The following is a 20,771-nucleotide window of genomic DNA, read 5'->3' as shown; positions in this document are numbered from 1 at the left end:
GGGCCGCCCCGCGCCCCGCGCCCAGGACGGCGCCCGGCGCACCACCGCGCGCCCCGGAGCCGGGGGCGGCGGACGCAGCACGCGGACCGTCGCGCGCTCACAGATCCTGTACACCCGCTCGGCGGGCAGCCCCAGCAGCGCCGCTGTCTGCTCCTCGCCGACCTCCTCGTACCGCCGCAGTACCAGCACCAGCCGCTCCTGCGGGGTGAGGGCGGCCAGCGGACCCGCCGGGCGCACGAGGGGCGGGCGGCGGTACCAGTTCCCGCGCGCGAAGCGCACCGCGAGATGCGCGCGCGTCCGCTCGTACGGGTCCGCGCCGGGCGGCCGGTCCCAGTGGGCGTAAGCGTGGGCGAGGGCCAGCGTCAGCAGGCGCCGCGCGCGGGGGTTCGCGTCCGGCGGCTCGGCGGTGAGCAGGGTCGCCACGCGCAGCAGCCGTACCCCGGTGACCGTGGCGAACGCCGTGAACTCGCCGTCCCGGCGGGCGTTCCGCGCCGGCTGCCGACCACGCACCGCGCCTCCCCCCTGACCGCTCCGGTACGAAGCCCGGTCCGGCCCGCCGTCATGGGCCCGCTCTCATCCGATGCCCGGTACGGCCCGGGGGTCAAGAGCCGCGACGGCCACGGATCGGGGCTCCCGCGCTCAGGAGACGGCGGGCGGCTGCGTCGGAGGCGTCATGCGGGCGGAGAGCGCGGTGTTGAAGCGCGTGAGCAGCGCGCAGAACTCCTCGCGCTCCACCGCCGTCCAGTCCCGGGTCAGCTCGGCCATCAACTGCCGCCGCGACGTGCGTACCTCGGCGAGCCGGTTGGTGCCGCGCGGGGACAGCTGGAGTACCACCGCGCGCCCGTCCTCGGGGTGCGAGGTCCGCTTGACGAGCCCCGACTCCACCAGCGGGGCCACCTGCCGGGTCACCGTGGAGGAGTCGATGCCCATGCTCGCGGCGAGCGCCTTGACCCCCATGGGCCCCTCGTTGTCGAGGCGGTTGAGCAGCAGATACGCGGCACGGTCCATGGAGTTGCGGACCTGGCCGACCCCACCGAGCCGGGTCTGTTCGGCGCGCCGGGCGAAGACCGCCACCTCGTGCTGGAGCGTGTCGAGGAGGCCGGTGTCACCGACGGTCGTCATGTCCATCGACATATCAGGTGTTGTGGGCATGGCCGGAGGCTCGCTTCATGAAGGGCTGGCTGGGTTGGGGGACAGGGTACGCGGCCCGGCCCCGGCCCGTACGGGCCCTGGGGAAACCGGTTTTCGGGCCGTGCGGTGCCACCGTATGCGGGTGTGAACTGCGAGACTGGAGGCATGAGCTACGGCACGGCCGGCTCCTTGCGCTCCGTCACCCTCGACGACGTGCGCGGAGCCCAGAAAATGCTCTCGGGCGTGGCCCGCGTGACCGCCATGGAGGGCAGCCGTCATCTGTCCCGCCAGATCGGCGCCCCGGTCCACCTCAAGTGCGAGAACCTCCAGCGCACCGGCTCGTTCAAACTGCGCGGCGCCTACGTCCGCATCGCCGGGCTCCTCCCCGAGGAACGTGCCGCCGGAGTGGTCGCCGCGAGCGCGGGCAACCACGCCCAGGGCGTCGCGCTGGCCTCCTCGCTGCTCGGCGTGCACTCCACGGTCTTCATGCCGAAGGGCGCCCCGCTGCCCAAGATCAGCGCCACCCGGGAGTACGGCGCCGAGGTGCGCCTGCACGGCCAGGTCGTGGACGAGACGCTGGCCGCCGCGCAGGAGTACGCGGCCGAGACCGGCGCGGTGTTCATCCACCCCTTCGACCACCCGGACATCATCGCCGGGCAGGGCACGGTCGGACTGGAGATCCTTGAGCAGTGCCCCGAGGTGGGCACGATCGTGGTCGGCATGGGCGGCGGGGGACTCGCGGCCGGGATCGCGGTCGCGGTGAAGTCGGTGCGTCCCGACGTACGGATCATCGGCGTGCAGGCGGAGGGCGCGGCGGCCTATCCGCCCTCGCTGACCGCCGGGCGCCCGGTGACCGTGCCGCACCCGGCCACCATGGCCGACGGCATCAAGGTGGGCACGCCCGGCGAGGTGCCGTTCGAGATCGTGCGCGACCTGGTCGACGAGGTGCGCACGGTCGGCGAGGACCAGCTCTCCGCCGCCCTGCTGCTGTGCCTGGAGCGGGCCAAGCTGGTCGTGGAACCGGCCGGGGCCAGCCCGGTCGCCGCCCTGCTCGGCGACCCCGGCGGCTTCCCGGGGCCGGTCGTCGCGGTGCTCTCCGGCGGCAACGTCGACCCGGTGCTGCTGCAGCGGGTGCTGCGGCACGGCATGGCCGCGCAGGGCCGCTACCTCGCGGTCCGGCTCCGCCTCACCGACCGCCCCGGCGCCCTCGCCACCCTGCTCGCGGTCCTGTCCGAGGCCGACGCCAACGTGCTCGACGTGAGCCACATCCGCACCGACCCCCGGCTCGGCCTCAGCGAGGCGGAGGTGGAGCTGCACCTGGAGACGAAGGGGCCGGAGCACTGCGCCGAAGTCGCCCACGTCCTGCGGGAGTCGGGGTACGTGATCCTCGACTGACGCGGTACGGACACCGGATTCACCCCACGAACGAACGGTCGTACCGGGAAGCCCCGTACAACCCTCGACGGCATACGTGTGTCAGATACATCGATATTCGCCTTTACATTTCTTTCACCATTCCCTCGTGAGGGGTGGGGGGATCATGTGGGCTCCTGTGTCGATGATCGAGGGAAGGCATCCGAAGCGGTATGAGACGTCGTTGGTGGGGGACGGGCGCGGTCGTCGCGGCGGCTGTGTGCGGGACGTTGGTCGTACAGGGGGTGGGCGGGAACTCCGGGGACGACGCGAAGAGCGACGCCGGGCCCGTACGCGGTCATGTGCGGTCGGCCGGGCTGAAGCTGAGCGGGGACGGGAGGGCCGCGAGGCTCGTCCAGCGGGGCGCCGAGCCGTTCAGCATGCTCGGGGTCAGCTGGCAGAAACCTTCCGCCAGGCTGGTCGGCAAGGTGGAGGTGCGGTCCCGGTCCGTGCGGTCCGGGACGTGGTCGTCCTGGATGCCCGTCGACGCTGACAGCGGTGCCGGACCGCAGAGCGCCGCGCGGGGCGGTACCGAGCCCGCGTGGGTCGGGCTCTCCGACGCCGCCGAGGTGCGGGTCGAGGACAGAGGCGTCTCGAAGCTGCCCGCCGGGCTTCGCCTCGACATGATCTCGACCGGTGGCCACGGGACGGGCACGGGCGCGGGCGGCGGTGATGCCGAGCCCGCCGCCTATGTCGCGGACGGCCCCGACGACACGGCCGACCCCGTCATCTCCGACCCGCCCCCACCGGCGTCCGACGAGCCGACCGACCCCACCACGGAACCCGCGCCGCCCGAGGCGAGCACCGCCGAGCCCTCGCCCACGGACTCCGAGTCCGCGCCGGAGGAACCGTCGCAGTCGCCCGCCGACCCGCCCCCGGCCACCGAGAGCGCCGCTCCCAGCGAGACGGCGACCGAGCCGCCCTCTCCCTCGGCGCCCGTGCCCACCGCCCCGTCCTCCACGGTCCCCCGGCCGGTGATCGTCCCCCGCTCGGGCTGGAACGCGGACGAATCGATCAGCCCGGAGGCGCCCGCCTACATCGACGGGAAGATCAAGGCGGTCGTCGTCCACCACACCGCCTCGACCAACGACTACACCTGCGCCGAGGCGCCCTCGATCATCAACGCGATCTACGCGTACGACGTGACGGGCCTGGGCTGGAAGGACCTCGGCTACAACTTCGTCGTCGACAAGTGCGGGACGATCTACGAGGGCCGCAAGGGCGGTGTCGACCTCCCGGTCGTCGGCGCGCACGCGTACGGCTTCAACTCGCAGACCACCGGCATCGCCGTCCTCGGCACCTATGTCGACGCCCCGCCCCCGATGGCCGCGCTGACCTCGGTCGCCCGTCTCGCCGCGTGGAAGCTGGGCCAGTACGGTGTCCAGCCGGACGCGACCGTCACCCTCACCACCGCCCTTCCCGGCCAGAACCTCGCGGGCAGGACCTGGGGACCGGGCGAGGAGATGACCCTCCCCGCGATCCACGGCCACCGCGACGGCTACAACACCCTGTGCCCCGGTGACGCGTTCTACGCCGCCCTCGGCACCGTCCGCACCCTGGCCGCCGGCCCCGTCACCGGCCTGCAGCTGCGCACGGTCACCGGCACGGGCGTGATCGGCACGACGCCGTACACCAACGGCCCGGTCACGGTGACCTGGTCCGCGACGACCCCGGCGGCGCTCGTCTCGTCGTACGAGGTCCTCGTCGACGGCAAGAAGGCCGCCACGGCGGCGGGTACCGCGACCTCGGCCAAGCTGACCCTCGCCTCGGGCAGCCACCAGGTGCAGATCAGGGCGGTCCACCAGTCCGGCCGCATGGCCACCAGCACCGCGCGGACCGTGGTCGTCGACACCACCGCGCCCGTCTTCACCACCAAGCCGAACCTGGCCCTGCGGACCGGCACGGTCACCACCACCGCCGTCCCGCTGACCCTCGGCTGGAAGGCCGCCGACAGCGTCTCCCTGAAGGAGACCCGGCTCACCGCCCCACTGGCGAAGACCTACGGTCCGACGGTGACCAGCGCGGCGCACACCGCCAGGTCCGGTGCCGCGACGACCTGGGCGCTGCGGGCGTACGACGCGGTCGGCAACTCCGCCGCCGCCTCGGTCGCGGGCACCCCGGTGATCCTCCAGGAGACCTCGGCCACGCGGACCGGCACCTGGACCACCAAGTCCTCCACCAGCTACCTCGGCGGCCGCTCCCTGGCCGCCGGCGCCAAGAACGCCTCTCTGACCTGGACGTTCACCGGCCGCTCCGTCGCCTGGGTGGTCTCCCGGGCCACGGCCTCCGGCCAGGCGGACATCTACGTGGACGGCAAGTGGGTCACCACCGCCGACCTCAGGTCCACGGCCACGGCCTACCGCAACGCCCTCTGGACCAAGACCTGGCCCGCCGCCGCGAAGCACACCCTCAAGATCGTCGTGAAGGGTACGGCCGGACGTCCCACCGTCACCACGGACGGGATCGTCTACCTCAAGTAGACCGCTCCCGCCTCCGGGACATGACGGAGCCCCCGGTGCCTGATGGCACCGGGGGCTCCGTCATGTCTGTGGCCGGAGTCAGTTCGAGTACGGCACGGCCTTGAGGATCTTCACCGAGGCCTTCTTGCCGTTCGGCAGCTCGTACTGCGCGTTCTCGCCGACCTTGTGTCCGGTCACGGCGGAGCCCAGCGGGGACTGCGGGGAGTAGGTCTCGATGTCCGAGCTGGCGTACTCGCGCGAGGCGAGCAGGAACTCCAGCGTGTCGTCCTCGTCGCCGTCGAAGGCGATCGTGACGACCATGCCCGGCGCGACGGTGCCGTCGGCGGAGACGGGGGCCTCGCCCACCTGGGCGTTCTCCAGGAGCTGGGTCAGCTGGCGCACGCGCAGCTCCTGCTTGCCCTGTTCCTCCTTGGCCGCGTGGTACCCGCCGTTCTCGCGCAGGTCGCCCTCCTCACGCGCCGCCGCGATCTTGGCCGCGATCTCCGTGCGCGCAGGACCAGTAAGGTACTCAAGCTCGCTCCTGAGCTTGTTGTACGCCTCCTGGGTCAGCCAGGTGACGTTCTCGCTGGTCTGGGTCACAGGGTGCTCCTCGTCGGTACTGGGAATACAAAGCATCGCCCTACCCAGAAGAATGTTCCCTGTTGGATGGGCGAAACCACGAGCCTAACAATTCAGGGGCGAAAGGGGGAGGACATAAGCCATCAGAATCGCGTCGTCCCAGCTCAGCCCGTACTCATTCCGGGTGAAGGGAGTGGACGGGGGAGCAGAGGGGGCGGCGGGGGCCGGATCAGCGGGTGTGGCAGCCCAGCAGCTCGGCCGTCGTGCCCCTCGCCGTCGTACGCAGCGTGACGACCTTGTCCACGCGCGTGGCCGCGCCCGTGAAGGGGAAGTCCGCCCGGCCCACCTCGGCGCCGTCCGCGGCCTGGGAGCGCAGGGTGCAGTAGCCGTCGACGCCGGAGTCCTTGTGGACCTCGAGATGCACCTTGACCGTGTCGCCCTCGGCCTGGAAGGTGATCACCTGGGCGCTGATCTCGTTCCGTGCGACGTAGTGGTACGCGAAGTAGCCCACGAGCGCGATCACCAGCGCGCCGAGCACCGCGCCGACGACCTTGAGCGTGCGGTCGGTGCGCTCGTCCGAGGAACGGCCGTAGCGGCCCTGGGGGAGCCCCGCGCTCGCCGTACCCATGATCGTCCTCTCCGCGGAATTATTCGCCCCCCGATTCGGTCACTATAGAAGCCGCCCGCATGCCCGCCGACCGCCGCCCCTGGACGACGTCCCGCCGGGACGGCACCTGTTGACAGCCCCCATGACGCGGGGCGCCGACTTAACAAGGAACGAGTCTTGACTGACCAGCTGCGACTGATGGCCGTCCACGCGCACCCCGACGACGAGTCGAGCAAGGGCGCGGCCACCATGGCGAAGTACGTGTCCGAGGGGGTGGACGTGCTGGTGGTGACCTGCACCGGTGGAGAGCGCGGCTCCATCCTCAACCCCAAGCTCCAGGGTGACGCCTACATCGAGGAGCACATCCACGAGGTCCGCAAGAAGGAGATGGACGAGGCCCGCGAGATCCTCGGCGTCGGCCAGGAGTGGCTCGGCTTCGTCGACTCCGGCCTGCCCGAGGGCGACCCGCTGCCCCCGCTGCCGGAGGGCTGCTTCGCCCTGGAGGACGTCGACAAGGCGGCCGGCGAGCTGGTGCGCAAGATCCGTGCCTTCCGCCCGCAGGTGATCACCACCTACGACGAGAACGGCGGCTACCCGCACCCCGACCACATCATGACCCACAAGATCACGATGGTGGCCTTCGAGGGCGCGGCGGACACCGAGAAGTACCCCGAGTCCGAGTTCGGGCCGGCCTGGCAGCCGCTGAAGCTCTACTACAACCAGGGCTTCAACCGCCCCCGCACCGAGGCCCTGCACCAGGCGATGCTGGACCGCGGCCTGGAGTCGCCGTACGGGGACTGGCTCAAGCGCTGGAAGGAGTTCGAGCGGGTCGAGCGCACGCTGACCACGCATGTTCCGTGCGCGGACTTCTTCGAGGTGCGCGACAAGGCGCTGATCGCCCACGCCACGCAGATCGACCCCGACGGCGGCTGGTTCAAGGTCCCGATGGAGCTCCAGAAGGAGGTCTGGCCGACGGAGGAGTACGAGCTGGCGAAGTCGCTCGTGGACACCTCCCTCCCCGAGGACGACCTCTTCGCGGGCATCCGCGACAATGCCTGACATGAGTGCAAGCGTGAGCCTGGCAGTGGCGCAGCTCGTCCCCCTCGCCAAGGAGGTCGACGAGAACAAGGTCACCCCCGGTGTCCTCGGTTTCATCGTGTTCGCGGTGATGGCCCTGGCCGTGTGGGGCCTGATGAAGTCGATGAGCAAGCACATGCGGAGGGTCGACTTCAAGGAGGCCCCCGAGCCGGAGGAATCCGGCAAGGGCGGCGTCAAGGGCGGCGTCGAGGGCGGCAGCGCCGCTTAGCGCTTCTTTCCCGGCACCGTCACCCCCATCACCTCCCGGGCGTGGCGGTCCGGGGTCATGCGCAGCGGCCATGCCTGCCAGCCCGTCTCCAGGGTGACCCCGCGCTCCAGCAGCAGGGCGTACGCCGGGGCGCACTCGGCCAGCTTGCCGTCGCGCAGTGGGTGCGCGGCGCCGATCAGCCGTGCCAGCTCCTCCTGCGCCACCGCCGTACCCACCTCCACGCCGCCCGGTGCCGCGTACGGCAGCAGCGTGCAGCGCAGGAAGCGCGCCCAGTCCTCGCCGCGCCGGTCGCCGTACGACGTGAACAAGGTCAGCGCCTCGTCGCACAGCGTCAGCGCTTGGCCCGTACGGCCGTTGCCCGCGTCCACCACCGCCAGCTCAAGGCAGGTCCACGCCTCGCCGTGGGCGAGACCAATGCGCTGGAAGTCGGCGCGGGCGTCCATCAGCAGCTGACGGGCGAAGCCGGAGTTGCGCAGCGAGCCGGTCTGCGCGGCCCGCTGGTCCCGGGTGACCCGGGCCGAGTGGTGCCGGGCGCAGGCGAGGCCGTACACGTCCCGCATCCGGGAGAACATCGTGCGCGAGCGCTCCAGCTCCCGTACCGCCCGGTCCAGGTCGCCGGTCTCCTCCAGGGCCTGGCCGAGGTGGAAGAGGGTCCATGCCTCGCCGCGCGCGTCCTCGTTCTCCACATGCCGGGCGGCGGCACGGCGCAGCGCCTCGACGGCGGCCGAGGCGTCGCCGTCGAACAGCCGGACCCGGCCCAGCTGCGTCAGCGCCCACGCCTCGCCGCGCGCGTCACGGGTACGGCCGTAGCGCTCCAGGGCGGCCCGCAGCTCGGTCTCCGCGCGCGGTACGTCGCCGAGGCGCAGGGCGAGCTGGCCGAGCTGGTAGTGGGCCCAGGCCTCGCCGTGCAGGGAGCCGCCCGCGCGGTGCAGCACCAGGGAGCGCTCCAGCAGGTCCAGGGCCTCGGGCACGCGGGCGCGGTCGCGCTGGACGGCGCCGAGCGCGTGCATCGTCCAGGCGCGGTCCGTCGCCAGCTGCGGGGCCGCCTGGAGGTCGAGTGCCTCCTGGAGGCGGGCCGCCGCCTCGGTCAGGTTGCCCTGGTGGTGCAGGGTGATGCCGAGCGAGCACAGGGCACGGGCGGCGCCCGCGTCGTGGTGGGCCTCCCGGTACAGGTCCACGACCGAGGCCAGGGTGGTGCGCGCCTTGTCCAGCTCGCCGAGCTGACGGGCCGCGATGCCGGTGCGCCACTGCACCGAGCGGACGAGGAGACCCTCGTCGACGGCCTGCGCCAGCTCGTTGATCTCGCCGAGGCGGTAGAGGTCGCCGCGCAGCAGGCAGTAGTCGCACAGGGCGCCGAGCAGGTTCAGTACGGCGCCCTGGTCGACGCCCTCCGCGCGGCGCAGCGTGGCCGTGATGAAGCTGGTCTCGTCGTCCAGCCAGCGCAGCGCCTCCTCCAGGGAGGTGAAGCCGTGCGAGCCGAAGCGGTCCGAGCGGGTCGACATGTTGCCGTCGACCAGACGCAGCACCGAGTCGGCCAGCTCCGCGTAGTTCACGATCAGCCGCTCCTGCGCCGCCGTACGCTCCGCCGGGTCCTCCTCGTCGAGCAGCCGGGCCTGTGCGAAGGCACGCACCAGGTCGTGCAGCCGGTAACGGCTGCCGCGCACATGGTCGATCAGGCCCGCGCGGGTGAGCGCGGCGAGCTGCCGCCCGGCCTCCTCCTCGTCGGTGGCGAGCAGCGCGGCGGCCGCCGCCGCGCCGAGCGAGGCCCGCCCGGCCAGCGCGAGACGGCGCAGCAGCTTGCGGGCGTCCTCGGACTGGTCGGCGTAGCGCAGCCACAGCGCCCGCTCCACCGGCCCGACCGGGCCGTACGCCCCCAGGTCCGCGGCGAGTTGATGCGGGGTGCGGGGGCCGAGGGCGGAGCCCGCGCAGCGCAGCGCCAGGGGGAGTCCGCCGCACAACTGCCCGATCTGCTCGACGGATTCGGCGTCGTAGGGCCCCGGCATGTCCTGCGCGGAGGCGCTCAGCAGTTCCTCGGAGGCGGCCGAGTCCAGGGCGGTGACCGGCAACTGGTGGACCCGGGCGGGGAGTTCATCTGACAGGGGGAGTGGGGCGCGGGAGGTGACCAGGACGAGACTGTCGGACCGCTCCGGCAGCAGGGCGGCCACCTGTTCCGGGTCCGAGGCGTCGTCCAGGACGATCGTGACGGGCAGGCCGGTCAGCTGCCGGTGGTACAACTCGGCCAGCCGCCTGACCTGTTGCTCGGTCGAGGCGTGCTCGCGGAACAGCAACTGCTCGCGGGGCGCGCCGAGTCGGTTGAGCAGATGCAGCAGGGCGTCGCGGGTGGACAGCGGGGGCGCCTCGCGGCCGTCGCCGCGCAGGTCCACCACGACCGCGCCCCGGAAGTGGTCGCGCAACTCGTGCGCCGCACGCACCGCGAGCGCGCTGCGGCCCGAACCGGGCTCCCCGTGCAGCACGACCACCGTCGGCCGGGTCTCCGTGGCCGCGCGGGCCGCCTGCGCCCACTGCGCGATCCGCGCCAGCTCCTGCCGCCGCCCCGCGAAAACACTTGTCGCTTCCGGGAGTTGTCCGAACGACTGCTCAAGGACCGTACGCCGTCTGGCCGCCGCGCTCTTGTCCGCGCCGCGCAGCGAGGGGGCGCCCTTCTTCTGCTTCTGCGCGCCCTGCGCCGCACTCAGCATCCGCTGCTGGTCCAGGAAAGGCCGGATGCCGCGCACCTCCAGCGCCGTCAGCCACTGCAGCCGCAACTGCTCGGGCCCGCCCGGCTGTCCGGCCGCGCCCTTGCGGTGATGCGCGGCGGGCAGATGCGCGCCGGCCACCTTCACGACGGTCGTGGCGGCCCCGGCCACGCCCACGACGACACCCGTGCCGAGCGCCGTACCCGCGCCGGTACCGAGGGACAGATCGGCGACGGCGGCCGCGACGGCGGCAACCGACGCCACCACCAGGGGAGTTCCGGCCCCCTCCTCCGCATACCGCTGCCTGAAACTGACCCCGCCCTCCGATGCGTCCAGCGCCCGCGTGTACGCCGCGTACTCCTCCTCCGCCGCGACCGCCATCCCGTCCAGCCCGTCCCGCGCCCTCGCCAACAGCACCTGCGCGTCGGCCCGTCCCCCCGACCGCCGCACTTCCTCCTCCACGGCCCGCACCACCAGCCGCTCCGCCTCCACCCGATGCCCGTCCCGCACGTCCCGTCCCCCTCCGGCGACAACTGCTTTGCCTATGAGTGTCCTTCGGCGGGGGCGTTGGCGCGAGGGGGCGGAGGGCGGGTCAGCGAGGAGTGCTCGGCCCCCCTCGACCACTCACCCCCCGCTCCGCAGCCCCTCCAATGCCCCCACAATCCGCCCGAACGCATCCTCCGACGCCCCCGCGTCGTACGTATTTGGCCGGTCCTCGCAGAGGAAGCCGTGCGGGGCGTCCTCGTAGACGCGCAGTTCGTGGGGTACTCCGGCCGCCTTCAGGCGCCGGTCGATGCGGCCGCGTTCGTCGGCGTCGATCAGGTGGTCGCGGTCGCCGACGAGGGCGAGTACACGGTTGCCGTGGCGGGCGATCGCGGCGGCGCCGGTTTCGCTCAGGGGCGGCTCGGGGGTGGCCAGGGGGATGCCGCCGTCGGTCGTCCAGCCGCCGTACACGCTGACGACGAGGTCGAAGGGGACGCGGGTCGCGGCGAGGACGCCGAGGTGCCCGCCGAGCGAGAAGCCGACGTACGCCCGCGGCGCGCCCGCGGGGAGTGTTGCCGCGAGGGTCAGGGCCGCCGGGTGTCCTCCCCGACGCCCTCCCGGGTCAGGCCGCCCATGAGCCCGAAGCCGCGAGTCCGGCCGGACTCGTCGTGGCCGAGACCCACCCGGCGGGCGCCCGAACGCCCGTAGTAGTCCGGCGCGATCGCCGTCCAGCCCGCTGCCGCGAACCGCCCGCACATCCGCCGCACCCGCGGGGTCACCCCGAAGAGTTCGTGCCCGACGACCACCGCGCCGTGCGCGGGTCTCCCGGCCGGGGACGCCATGTACAAGTCGGGCCCACGGGTGGTCGTGTGCCAGTGGCCGGGCTGGTCGTCGTGCATGTTCGTGCTCAAACCGTCTCCCCCAAGTCTCGGCTCCGCAGATCACGACCCTAGGGCTTCTCGCTCAGATGCCGCCAGGTGTTCGGGGGCCTGGTGCAGGTGTGCGCCGGCCTCGAGACACATTCTCCTGAATTGCTGAATGGGAGAGTTGACGTGAGCTGCTCGTGCTGCTTACGATCGAAGCGCAGCCCAGGGAAAACGTCTGGGGCCATCTGATCAAGGAGTCCGCGTGGCCACGTTGAGCATCCACTTCGACCCCGCCGTCCTCGCCCGGCTCGTGAGCGCGAGCGGCGACGACACCATTCACGTCACGCTGGCCCTCGGCGGCGGAGACGCCCCCGCGCAGGCCGCTTCCGTCGTCCCGTACGGGCCTCTCGCCGGGCTGATGCGAGCCGGTCTGCTCAAGCCGGACGCGGTCCTCACCTTTCACCAGCGCCGCGCCAACAGGTCGGGCCGCGCCGTCGTCACCGCCGACGGTCAGCTCATCGTCGACGGACACCCCTCCCCCTTCCCGTCCCCGTCGAAGGCCGCGGAAGCCGTCACCGGCAACGTGATCAACGGCTGGACCCTCTGGCACACCTCCGACGGCTCCACGCTGGACCAACTGCGCCAGAAGCTGGACGCCCAGTAGCCGACCCCGGCGGCCCCACCGAAGGGGTCGCCGCCCCGCTTGGCGGGTGCGCTCATTCCCTCGGGGTGCGGTGTCCCTTACCATGCCGGTGAACATCTCGCCGTCCCGTTGGACACTCCTGGCAGGTTCGAGGGAGGCGGTGGGACCGGGCATCGTGAGGGGCTGGGGCGTATGAACCGGCTGGCTGGTGTGACCTCGCCTTATCGGCTTCAGCACGCTGACAATCCGGTCGACTGGATGTGTCCGTGCTGCTGTCGGTCGAGTGTTCGGCGGTACTCACACCTCTCTGACGATCACGCGGTTCCCGCAGAGCTTCGACCAGTCATCGTGGTCGGAGGTCAGGACGATGACAGGAGCCGGGGCTCGGAGCGCGAGCGCGGCGACGAGAGCGTCGATGGCGTACTTGTGTCCGTGCAGCCCGCCTGCGTCCCGAAGCAATGTCACTGCGGTCAGGGAGTCCTCCTGGCTGACCGGTTCCACCCGCAGCCGGGAGAGCACCCACCTCAAGCGCGCCACATCGGTCTTGCCCTGTGCCGCTTCGACAATGGTCAGAACCGACACGAGGACGGGCACCCCAGCCTGCCGGGATGCCTCGATGCGAGCCGCCATCCTGCGGTCGTTGCGCAGGAGCAGGGAGAGCGCCTCGGAGTCGAGCACCAACGAGCGGGCCGGCTGCTCCTTCACGCGGCGCCCCGCTCGGCGCTCTCTTCTCCGAACAGCTCACGACGAGCGGCTTCGATCTCCTGCTCCGTCAGCGCGCCATGCTCCTCTTCGTGGGCCGCGACGATCTCGCCGAGCCCGTCCATGGCGAGCTGGTGCCTGACGGCTTCGGTGATGTAGCTGGACAAGCCTCGGCGCCCCGTCCTTGAGCGGAGCTCGCTGACCAGCTCGGCAGGCATCGAAACGGAGATGTTTTCGGTGGTGCCAGATCGGGTCGGCTTCATACTCCCGAGTGTAAGACAGTATCTATTACATCGCCGAGGCTTGCGGCGTGGCGTTCATTCCCGGCGGCCTTGCCGCGAAAGATCGAGGTCGGGCACTGCTTGATCCGGCGGAAGCGGCCTCCGTAGGCGACTCGGATCCTTGGTCCGGACTCTCAGGGCGACCTCTCCGATGTGCACATCGACTCCACGGCCGCCGAAGGGCGCCGCCCTCGGTGTGACGATCAGGCGAGGACGCCCAGCGGCGCGGCAAGCGCTACTACTCCGCACGGCGGAGGAACTGCCAGCCCAGCACGGCCAGGGCGAGCGTCTGTACAAGTGAAGTGAGCACGAGCAGGGGCTGAACGGTGGAGGAGCACCAGAACGTGGTCGTGCAGACCATAGGCAGGATCAGGTACGTGAACAGGTCCACCGCAGTCTGAAGCCGCTTGCGCATGGTGCGACCCGCAACGTTGCGGTGGTAGACCTCCCAGCCGAACACCGCGCCGGGGGCGGAGGTGATCTCCCCAAGGCGCGGCCCCAGTCGGTCGCGGACGTAGCAGCCGATCGCCGAGATCTTCTCGTCGTTGACCAGGTAGGTCCAGCCCAGGATCAGGCAGATCGCGGGTGCGGAGAGCAGGAGCCGGGCCTGTCCGCTCTGGACGGTGAGCGCCACAACCGCGGTGACCGCGGCGAGTGTGAAGTAGAGCAGGTTGTCGCGGAACCCTATGCGGGTCTTCTGCTCCTCCTTGAGACGGTCGTACTCAGCCAGCAGGACTTTGCTCTCGGTGAGATCATCCATGAAGGTCACAGCCATTCCTGCACGTGACTTGAGGATCAGCCGGCGACCTGGAAGGGCGTCAGGTTGTCGCGCCGCTCGATCCAGCCCTTTCCGTCTGCCGCGATCCCCTCCAGGAGGCGGAAGGTATGGGTGAAGCCGGCGGCACCAAGACTGATCTCTGAAATCTCCTGAGCGCTCTCGTTCGGCGCCAGTTGATGGGCGTCGGCGTCCTTGACGCGGATCTTCCGGGCTGGTCCGTTGGTGAGGACGAGTTCCAGGTCATAGCCGACATCGACGTTCTCCGTCACCTGCACCGAGGACAGTGCGTCGAACCGGTAATTGCTCCGCTGCTCGTTCCTGCGCGTCGCGTCGGAGAACTTGAGCTCGGAGCTGATCTCGCGGATGCCGTCCCGGGTGAACAGAAACAGGCGGATGACGTAGTGCGAGTACCGCCATGGGCCGCCTCGCACCCGGCCTCGCTTGTAGGAGGGTGCCGGGGCCACCAGGATGGTGTGCGTGATCAGATCCCGCCAGGTGAGCCGGTGGTGCCGCAGTGCCTCATCGACGAATGAGGTCTTGTCGCAGGCGAGCCAGGTCTCCATTTCCAGCTCGCTGGGGCGGGTAACGTCCAGGAGATCCTTCCAGCGCTGGTGAGCGTTCTTTCGTGCGGCCAGCTCTTCCTGGTACTTCCGAGTCTCCTGGGCCACTCGGTGTTTTTCACGCCGGACCTCCAGCCACAGGTGAGTGGCTGCGTGCCCGGACCAGGCCGCACCGAGCAAGGCCAGGACCGCCCACAGCGGTCTCGGTTGGGCAGCGCCCGCGACCGCCGTGCCGAAGCCTGAGAGAACCGCGGCACCGAGAACGGCGAGGGCCACCACGGCGAGAACCTTCGTCCTGGCCGGGGTCCTGACCTGGCGGTACTGATCGAACAGGGTGCCGTTGTTGTGGCGATTCCGGGCTTCCTCGGCGAGGTGACGGATCAGCCAGGTGACCTGCTCCACACGGATCCTGCTCTCCCGGTAGAGGTCCGCGATCTCGGTGGCGAGGCCGCGGCGGACCTCGGTGGTGTGGGCGAGCCAGGCGTCCGGGGTGAACCCGTAGGGCGTGCGGACGCTGAAGTAGTGGTCGAACTTGCTGTGGACCCTTTTGGTGAAGCCGTCCTTGGCGGGGACGGGACTCTGCGGCTGTGGGACGTCGGCCCCACCTGATATGTCCGGACGGGACTCCCGGCCCCACCACTGAACGCCGCATCGGGCCGCGGTGCGACCCGCGCCGAGTGCCACCAGTGACTCGACGATCGCCTCGGTCGGATTCGCGATCCACGCCAGGACGCCGAGGGCCACACTGCTGACCACGAACAGGACCACCCGAATCGGAAGCGCTGCTCGGGCAGCGGCAGCGGCAGGTGTGCTCGGGCGGGGCAGTGTCGCCCTCGCCCCGATGGGGTCGGCCTCGAAGTAGGCCCAGACCCGCTGCGTCCGGTCGTTGCCGAAGCGCTCTGCCCCGGCCCGCTCGAGGGTCTCCGCCCAGAGCTCGTCCTTCAGGCCGCCGGTGAGCATGAGGTCGAGGTGGCGAAGGATCGCGTTGTGCTGGCGGGACGGCAGCTCCTGCAACTGCTTCAGTACAGGTCCGGCCTCCCCGCTCGCGGTGCTGAGTGCCGCCAGCAGGTCGAAAGTGACGCGCAGGGCTTCCTTCCACTCGTCCTCGGGATAATTCCGTACTCGCCCGGAGACGCGGTGCAGCCGCTGGATCTCTTCAGCGCTGAGGTCGTAGTAGGTGCGTGCGCTGAGCAGGGCGAGCACCTCGTGGAAGCGAACCTCCGCGGTTTGGTAGCCGTGAGCGATCGCATCGGTGATCATTTCGTGGGCGCGGCTCGGGATCCCGTCCTCCAGGAGCCGCACGCCCACCCTGAACTTCTCCTGCGGCGAAGCGTCGGGGTGGACGAAGTAGACGTTGGAGTTGTGGACGGTCTCGGCCTGGATGCCGACGTTCGCGTCGTTCGTGGCCGAGTTGTACGTGGCGCCGTCGCCGTCGCTCATGCCCAGTCACCGGCTGCGGCGATCAAAGGGGCCAGCTCGGCCGTAAGCGCCGGGCACTCCGAGACCAGGCCACGCAGTCTCCTGAGCATCATGACCGCCCGCTTCGGCGAATCAGGGGTGCTTTTCTCGGCAGACCGGATGGCGGAGTCCAGGTCGGCCAGGGCCTCCCGGTACGTGTCCTCGTCGACGGCGCCTTCGGTGTGGTGTCGCCCCAAATTCTCCCGGAAACTGTTGAGTTTCTCGATCAGATCAATCGGGCCGGACTTCTGCGAAGCCGGGTTCATGTGAACGCTGCTGCCAGAGACCGAGCCGGCCATGATGCCGACGGTGCTGTTGTGGGCGGTGTTGCTGACGTGTCGGCCTGGCTGGCCGGCTGAAGTGGCCCTGGAGTCTCGGGGCACAGCGGTCTCCTCTTGTTCCGTCGCCAGCTCCACCGCCAGCCGGATGGCGAACGCCGCCGCGTTCGCTGCGGCCTGGGGCTGAAGGCTGCGGTCGTCGGTGCTGTTCTTCGTACCGTCCGCCCGGTCGCTGATTCCACGGATGATGGCCACCGGCGCTCCACTGAGATGGCCGGCCTGTGCCACACCGGCCGCCTCCATCTCGATGGCGAGTGCGTCGTTGTAGTGCTGCCGGATCCACTTCGCCTCGGCCGAGATCCTTGAGTTCTGGACGATCTCACCGGCGGCGATCGCCCCGAAGCGCACCTGTGGCGCGTCCTCGTCACAGGAAGCGGAATCCGCCCAGTCGTTCAGGCGGGCCAGATGGGAGGCGAGCTGGCTGATGCCATGCGGTGCTTCCCACACCCGTGGGCGGGCTTTCAGCCCGTCGTCCTCGCTGGTGCCCCCGTGGTAGGCGTATACGTGGGACGCCACCACCACGTCACCCAGCCTGGTGGCGTCCCATAAGGCGCCGGCGACCCCGACGAACAGCACGGCCACCGGCGAGAACTCCTGAATCGCGCGTTCGGCGATCACTGCTGCGGACTGGTTCCCCTTGCTCGTCAGGCCGAGTGCGACACGGCGCGACGTACCCCGCACGGTGCCCACTTCGAACCGTGTACCTCGCTCATGGCGGTGCACCTGCGCACTCGCCAGCCTCTGGCGCACGGCCTGATACTCGAGATTGAGGGCGGTGAGAATTACCACCGGACCTGTGGACATCTATCCCTCTTCCTCTTGCGTGTGCTCTTCGGTAGCGGACTGCGTGGGTCGGATCAGCGGTGGGAACAGCACGGTTTTCGGGCCGGCCCGGTACAGCCGGGCGGGCCGTCCGCCCGTGCTTCTGCGGTCCGTGCCGACGGGGACGATGAATCCCTTCGCGGCTTGGACCTTCCGGTAGAAGTTGCGAGTGTCGAGTTCGGTCCCCCATACGGCCTCGTACACCTGTTGCAGCTCTGCGATGGTGAATTCCTTGCCGCAGAACGCAGTGGCCAGGGACGAGAACTCAAGCTTGGTGCGCGCATGTTTGATCCCGTCCGCCGCGATTCGACGGTGGTCGAAGGCGAGTTCCTCATCGCCGGACAGCACGGCGGCAGCGGGAACCCACGCGGCACCGGTGGCATCCGTTCCCGCGACCGGGTCGGGCAGCTCCGGTGCGATCGCCAGGTGCGCCACGGAGACGACTCGGCCCCGGGGGTCGCGACCCGAGTCCCCGTACACGGCTAGCTGTTCAAGGTGTACCCAACTGGATGCCAGGGCCGTTTCCTCGCTCAGTTCGCGGTGGGCGGCATCCAGAATCTCCTCGCCGTCGTGGTTCAGGAATCCTCCGGGCAGGGCGCGCATACCTCGGAAGGGGTCTTCACCCCGCTCCACCAGGAGGATGTGCAGGTGGCCCTCCCGCAGCGTCAGGATCACGAGATCGACAGTCAGCAGTACAGGAGGTGGTGACCACGCGTCATCTCGCATGCGCTGCACCGTACTTCAGTTATTGTCACTCACACAAGAAGGAGGGACTTGTTGTCGCGCTGGGCTCCGTTGTCCCGGCGCGCGTGGTGCGACAAGCAGTGGCGTATGCGGCACTCGCCGTGAGCGACTTGTTCAGCCTTCTCGGCGAGCGCCGGCCGCACGCGCGATGGCTCGTCGACGCGAGGCGAGCCGTCCATATGTGCCTGCCCGGCGGTGGAAACTGAAATGAACTGCCAGGCTGCCTGCGCGCACGTCGGCCGTCAGATGACTCCCAGGTCGACAGCGACAGGAACGGGGACGGCGGCCTTGATCGCGCCGGTGAACATCTCGCCGTCCCGGCAGGTGCTGGTGGCCGGGTCGAGGACGTAGGCGTAGGTGATGGGTACGCCGGTCGCGGCCTGTTCGATCCGCCAGTAGGGGGATGCCGGCCTTGGCGTACTGGTCCACCTTCACGATCCGGTCGGTGGTCTCGGAGCCGGGCGACACGACCTCGGCGACCAGGGGTACGTGCTCGGGGCGGGTGGGAGTGAGGTCCATGGTGTCCGCGCGGCAGACGATGACGTCCGGGCGGCGGTTGTTGAGCGGAACGTCCTGCAGGCGGACATCGAAGTCGGTGTCGGCGTTCCAGTCCGGGCCCGCAGCGGCGTCCAGAGCATTGGCCAGGATTCGGGCCGGCCGGTTGTGCCGCTTGGACGCACTCGGGCTCACGACCACCATCCCGTCCACGATCTCAAGCGGGACCGGGCCCGCGCGGGCCCCGTCGGTGGGGTACGGGCGCTGTGAGAGGCTGGATCGCATGAACCGGCTAGCCGACGTGACCTCGCCGTATCTGCTTCAGCACGCTGACAACCCGGTCGACTGGTACCCCTGGTCGCCGGAGGCGTTCGAGGAGGCGAGGCGGCGGGATGTGCCCATTCTGCTCTCCGTCGGGTATTCCGCGTGTCACTGGTGTCATGTGATGGCGCACGAGTCCTTCGAGGACCAGGAGACCGCCGACTTTCTCAACGAGAACTTCGTGAGCGTGAAGGTCGACCGTGAGGAGCGGCCCGACATCGACGCCGTGTACATGGAGGCGGTGCAGGCGGCGACCGGGCAGGGCGGGTGGCCGATGACCGTGTTTCTGACGCCGGATGCGGAGCCGTTCTACTTCGGTACGTACTTCCCGCCCAGGCCCCGCAGTGGGATGCCGTCGTTCCGGCAGGTGCTGGAGGGCGTGCGGCAGGCCTGGGGGGACCGTCGGGACGAGGTCGGGGAGGTCGCCGGGAAGATCGTGCGGGATCTCGCGCAGCGGGAGATCGCCCAGCAGGGGACCGAGCCGCCGGGGGACGCCGAGCAGACGCAGGCGCTGCTCGGGCTCACCCGGGAGTACGACCCGCAGCGCGGCGGATTCGGCGGGGCGCCCAAGTTCCCGCCGTCCATGGTGCTGGAGTTCCTGCTGCGCCACCACGCCCGCACCGGCTCCGAGGGCGCCCTGCAGATGGCCCAGGACACCAGTGAGCGCATGGCACGCGGCGGTATCTACGACCAGCTCGGCGGCGGCTTCGCCCGCTACTCCGTCGACCGCGACTGGGTGGTGCCGCACTTCGAGAAGATGCTCTACGACAACGCGCTGCTCTGCCGGGTCTACGCCCACCTGTGGCGCACCACCGGCTCCTCCCTCGCCCGCCGCGTCGCGCTGGAGACCGCCGACTTCCTCGTCCGTGAACTCCGCACCGAGCAGGGCGGGTTCGCCTCCGCGCTGGACGCCGACAGCGACGACGGCACCGGCCGCTCCGTCGAGGGGGCGTACTACGTCTGGACGCCCGAGCAGCTGTGCGCGGTCCTCGGCGAAAAGGACGGTGAACTCGCCGCCCGCTACTACGGCGTGACCGAGGAGGGCACCTTCGAGCACGGCCGGTCCGTCCTCCAACTCCCTCAGACGGAGGGCGTGTTCGACGCGGACCAGATCGCCTCCGTCCGTGAGCGGCTGCTCGCCGAGCGTGCGCTGCGCCCCGCCCCCGGCCGGGACGACAAGGTCGTCGCCGCCTGGAACGGCCTCGCCGTCGCCGCGCTCGCCGAGACCGGCGCCTACTTCCGCCGCCCCGACCTGATCGAGGCAGCGGTGGCCGCCGCCGACCTGCTGGTCCGGGTGCACCTCGACGAGCACGGCCACCTCACCCGCACCAGCCGGGACGGCCGGGCCGGTACCAACGCCGGGGTCCTGGAGGACTACGCCGACGTGGCCGAGGGCTTCCTCGCGCTCGCCTCCGTCACCGGCGAGAGCGTCTGGCTGGACTTCGCCGGGCTGCTCCTCGACCAGGTGCTCGCCCGCTTCACCGACGCGGAGACCGGTGCGCTCTACGACACCGCCTCCGACGCCGAGCAGCTGATCCGCCGCCCGCAGGACCCCACCGACAACGCCACCCCCTCCGGCTGGACCGCCGCGGCCGCCGCCCTGCTGAGCTACGCCGCCCACACCGGCTCCGAGGCCCACCGCACCGCCGCCGAACGGGCGTTGGGCATCGTCACGACACTCGGCCCCCGCGTCCCGAGGTTCATCGGCTGGGGCCTCGCCGCCGCCGAGGCCCTCCTCGACGGTCCCCGCGAGATCGCCGTCGTGGGCCCCTCGCTCGCCGACGCGAAAACCGCCGCCCTCCACCGCGCGGCCCTCCTCGGCACCGCCCCCGGCGCGGTGGTCGCCGCGGGCGACACGAACACCGAGGGCTTCCCCCTCCTGTCCGACCGCCCCCTGGTCTCCGGCGAACCCGCCGCCTACGTCTGCCGCCACTTCACCTGCGACGCCCCGACCACGGACCCGGAAACCCTGAGGACAACCCTGAACACCAACTGACGGATCTTGGCCGCGCCGGGAAAGGTGAGTCACCCAAAGGGGCGCGGGACTCTGTTCGATCTGCGGCTCCGCCGCGTGGGCGCGATCAGCCAC

Annotated in this window: 19 protein-coding genes and 1 pseudogene; 6 read left to right on the top strand and 14 right to left on the bottom strand. The window is 70.7% G+C overall.

The genetic code is table 11. The features are described from left to right. Both GTW40_RS08355 and GTW40_RS08350 read right to left on the bottom strand, forming a co-directional pair. On the bottom strand, positions 1-510 hold a 510-nt coding region (locus tag GTW40_RS08355), incomplete at its 3' end, for a sigma factor-like helix-turn-helix DNA-binding protein (RefSeq protein ID WP_161179518.1). Between the two features lie 129 nt (positions 511-639). Then, positions 640-1,134 (bottom strand): MarR family transcriptional regulator, encoded by a 495-nt coding sequence (locus GTW40_RS08350; RefSeq protein ID WP_161179517.1) that lies wholly within the window; start codon positions 1,132-1,134, stop codon positions 640-642. A gap of 162 nt (positions 1,135-1,296) precedes the next feature. Between GTW40_RS08350 and ilvA the strand changes: the two genes are divergently transcribed. Together ilvA and GTW40_RS08340 are read left to right on the top strand one after the other, a co-directional pair. After that, positions 1,297-2,526 carry a threonine ammonia-lyase gene (ilvA, locus tag GTW40_RS08345; RefSeq protein WP_161179516.1) on the top strand — a complete coding sequence of 410 codons (1,230 nt, stop codon included), beginning with the start codon at positions 1,297-1,299 and terminating at the stop codon, positions 2,524-2,526. Between the two features lie 191 nt (positions 2,527-2,717). Next, a complete protein-coding gene (locus GTW40_RS08340) occupies positions 2,718-5,024 on the top strand; it encodes a peptidoglycan recognition protein (RefSeq protein WP_161179515.1) in 2,307 nt (768 codons plus the stop codon). A gap of 78 nt (positions 5,025-5,102) precedes the next feature. Here GTW40_RS08340 and greA read toward each other — a convergent pair whose 3' ends face one another. Further along, positions 5,103-5,603: a transcription elongation factor GreA gene (gene greA, locus GTW40_RS08335; protein WP_161179514.1), complete on the bottom strand. Its 501-nt coding sequence runs from the start codon at positions 5,601-5,603 to the stop codon at positions 5,103-5,105. A gap of 208 nt (positions 5,604-5,811) precedes the next feature. Next, complete coding sequence (locus GTW40_RS08330) at positions 5,812-6,210, bottom strand: DUF4307 domain-containing protein (protein ID WP_161179513.1); 399 nt, start codon at positions 6,208-6,210, stop codon at positions 5,812-5,814. A 156-nt stretch (positions 6,211-6,366) separates the two neighbouring features. Between GTW40_RS08330 and mca the strand changes: the two genes are divergently transcribed. After that, positions 6,367-7,248 (top strand): mycothiol conjugate amidase Mca, encoded by an 882-nt coding sequence (gene mca, locus GTW40_RS08325; protein WP_161179512.1) that lies wholly within the window; start codon positions 6,367-6,369, stop codon positions 7,246-7,248. After that, complete coding sequence (locus tag GTW40_RS08320; protein ID WP_161179511.1) at positions 7,241-7,495, top strand: hypothetical protein; 255 nt, start codon at positions 7,241-7,243, stop codon at positions 7,493-7,495. Before mca ends, GTW40_RS08320 begins: the two co-directional genes overlap by 8 nt. Here the strand turns inward: GTW40_RS08320 and GTW40_RS08315 are convergent. The 3 genes from GTW40_RS08315 to GTW40_RS33520 form a co-directional block, all read right to left on the bottom strand. After that, positions 7,492-10,701 (bottom strand): tetratricopeptide repeat protein, encoded by a 3,210-nt coding sequence (locus GTW40_RS08315; RefSeq protein WP_161179510.1) that lies wholly within the window; start codon positions 10,699-10,701, stop codon positions 7,492-7,494. The genes GTW40_RS08320 and GTW40_RS08315 overlap by 4 nt on opposite strands. 114 nt (positions 10,702-10,815) lie before the next feature. Beyond that, a complete protein-coding gene (locus tag GTW40_RS33525; protein WP_272918989.1) occupies positions 10,816-11,262 on the bottom strand; it encodes a dienelactone hydrolase family protein in 447 nt (148 codons plus the stop codon). Further along, positions 11,259-11,585 (bottom strand): dienelactone hydrolase family protein, encoded by a 327-nt coding sequence (locus tag GTW40_RS33520; RefSeq protein ID WP_161179508.1) that lies wholly within the window; start codon positions 11,583-11,585, stop codon positions 11,259-11,261. The genes GTW40_RS33525 and GTW40_RS33520 overlap by 4 nt, the downstream gene beginning before the upstream one ends. 217 nt (positions 11,586-11,802) lie before the next feature. Here GTW40_RS33520 and GTW40_RS08300 point away from each other — a divergent pair, with 217 nt between their 5' ends. Next, complete coding sequence (locus tag GTW40_RS08300; RefSeq protein ID WP_161179507.1) at positions 11,803-12,204, top strand: DUF4357 domain-containing protein; 402 nt, start codon at positions 11,803-11,805, stop codon at positions 12,202-12,204. Between the two features lie 276 nt (positions 12,205-12,480). On the opposite strand, the gene GTW40_RS08295 is transcribed toward GTW40_RS08300, so the two are convergent. The 7 genes and pseudogenes from GTW40_RS08295 to GTW40_RS08265 form a co-directional block, all read right to left on the bottom strand. Next, positions 12,481-12,888: a PIN domain-containing protein gene (locus GTW40_RS08295; RefSeq protein WP_161179506.1), complete on the bottom strand. Its 408-nt coding sequence runs from the start codon at positions 12,886-12,888 to the stop codon at positions 12,481-12,483. Next, positions 12,885-13,148 (bottom strand): hypothetical protein, encoded by a 264-nt coding sequence (locus tag GTW40_RS08290; protein WP_161179505.1) that lies wholly within the window; start codon positions 13,146-13,148, stop codon positions 12,885-12,887. Before GTW40_RS08290 ends, GTW40_RS08295 begins: the two co-directional genes overlap by 4 nt. A 256-nt stretch (positions 13,149-13,404) precedes the next feature. Further along, entirely contained in the window at positions 13,405-13,941 is a 537-nt protein-coding gene (locus tag GTW40_RS08285) for a hypothetical protein (RefSeq protein WP_161179504.1), read from the bottom strand. Positions 13,942-13,961: 20 nt separating this feature from the next. Further along, positions 13,962-15,944 carry a hypothetical protein gene (locus tag GTW40_RS08280; protein ID WP_202485574.1) on the bottom strand — a complete coding sequence of 661 codons (1,983 nt, stop codon included), beginning with the start codon at positions 15,942-15,944 and terminating at the stop codon, positions 13,962-13,964. Continuing rightward, positions 15,941-17,104, bottom strand: coding sequence for a 5'-methylthioadenosine/S-adenosylhomocysteine nucleosidase (locus GTW40_RS08275; RefSeq protein ID WP_161179503.1), 1,164 nt, complete (start codon positions 17,102-17,104; stop codon positions 15,941-15,943). Before GTW40_RS08275 ends, GTW40_RS08280 begins: the two co-directional genes overlap by 4 nt. Further along, entirely contained in the window at positions 17,105-17,848 is a 744-nt protein-coding gene (locus GTW40_RS08270) for an NUDIX domain-containing protein (RefSeq protein ID WP_161179502.1), read from the bottom strand. 260 nt (positions 17,849-18,108) lie between these two features. Beyond that, positions 18,109-18,583: pseudogene (locus GTW40_RS08265) on the bottom strand (Uma2 family endonuclease); the annotation flags it as partial. A gap of 61 nt (positions 18,584-18,644) precedes the next feature. On the opposite strand from GTW40_RS08265, the gene GTW40_RS08260 reads away from it, so the two are divergent. Continuing rightward, positions 18,645-20,678, top strand: a complete 2,034-nt coding sequence (locus tag GTW40_RS08260; protein ID WP_161179501.1) for a thioredoxin domain-containing protein — start codon at positions 18,645-18,647, stop codon at positions 20,676-20,678. Positions 20,679-20,771 lie beyond the last annotated feature (93 nt).

The sequence above is a fragment of the Streptomyces sp. SID4985 genome (assembly GCF_009863025.1).
Taxonomy (GTDB): Bacteria; Actinomycetota; Actinomycetes; order Streptomycetales; family Streptomycetaceae; genus Streptomyces.
Note: the sequence above shows the minus strand (reverse complement) of the source record. Positions and strands in the feature narration are given on the sequence as shown.

Excerpts from the sequence above, each read along its gene's own strand:
- GTW40_RS08340 (WP_161179515.1), top strand. The coding sequence starts at position 2,718 with ATGAGACGTCGTTGGTGGGGGACGGGCGCGGTCGTCGCGGCGGCTGTG.
- GTW40_RS08280 (WP_202485574.1), bottom strand. The coding sequence starts at position 15,944 with ATGAGCGACGGCGACGGCGCCACGTACAACTCGGCCACGAACGACGCG.
- GTW40_RS08290 (WP_161179505.1), bottom strand. The coding sequence starts at position 13,148 with ATGAAGCCGACCCGATCTGGCACCACCGAAAACATCTCCGTTTCGATG.
- GTW40_RS08320 (WP_161179511.1), top strand. The coding sequence starts at position 7,241 with ATGCCTGACATGAGTGCAAGCGTGAGCCTGGCAGTGGCGCAGCTCGTC.
- ilvA (WP_161179516.1), top strand. The coding sequence starts at position 1,297 with ATGAGCTACGGCACGGCCGGCTCCTTGCGCTCCGTCACCCTCGACGAC.
- GTW40_RS08260 (WP_161179501.1), top strand. The coding sequence starts at position 18,645 with ATGAACCGGCTAGCCGACGTGACCTCGCCGTATCTGCTTCAGCACGCT.
- GTW40_RS08330 (WP_161179513.1), bottom strand. The coding sequence starts at position 6,210 with ATGGGTACGGCGAGCGCGGGGCTCCCCCAGGGCCGCTACGGCCGTTCC.
- GTW40_RS08350 (WP_161179517.1), bottom strand. The coding sequence starts at position 1,134 with ATGTCGATGGACATGACGACCGTCGGTGACACCGGCCTCCTCGACACG.
- GTW40_RS08275 (WP_161179503.1), bottom strand. The coding sequence starts at position 17,104 with ATGTCCACAGGTCCGGTGGTAATTCTCACCGCCCTCAATCTCGAGTAT.
- GTW40_RS08270 (WP_161179502.1), bottom strand. The coding sequence starts at position 17,848 with ATGCGAGATGACGCGTGGTCACCACCTCCTGTACTGCTGACTGTCGAT.
- GTW40_RS08285 (WP_161179504.1), bottom strand. The coding sequence starts at position 13,941 with ATGGCTGTGACCTTCATGGATGATCTCACCGAGAGCAAAGTCCTGCTG.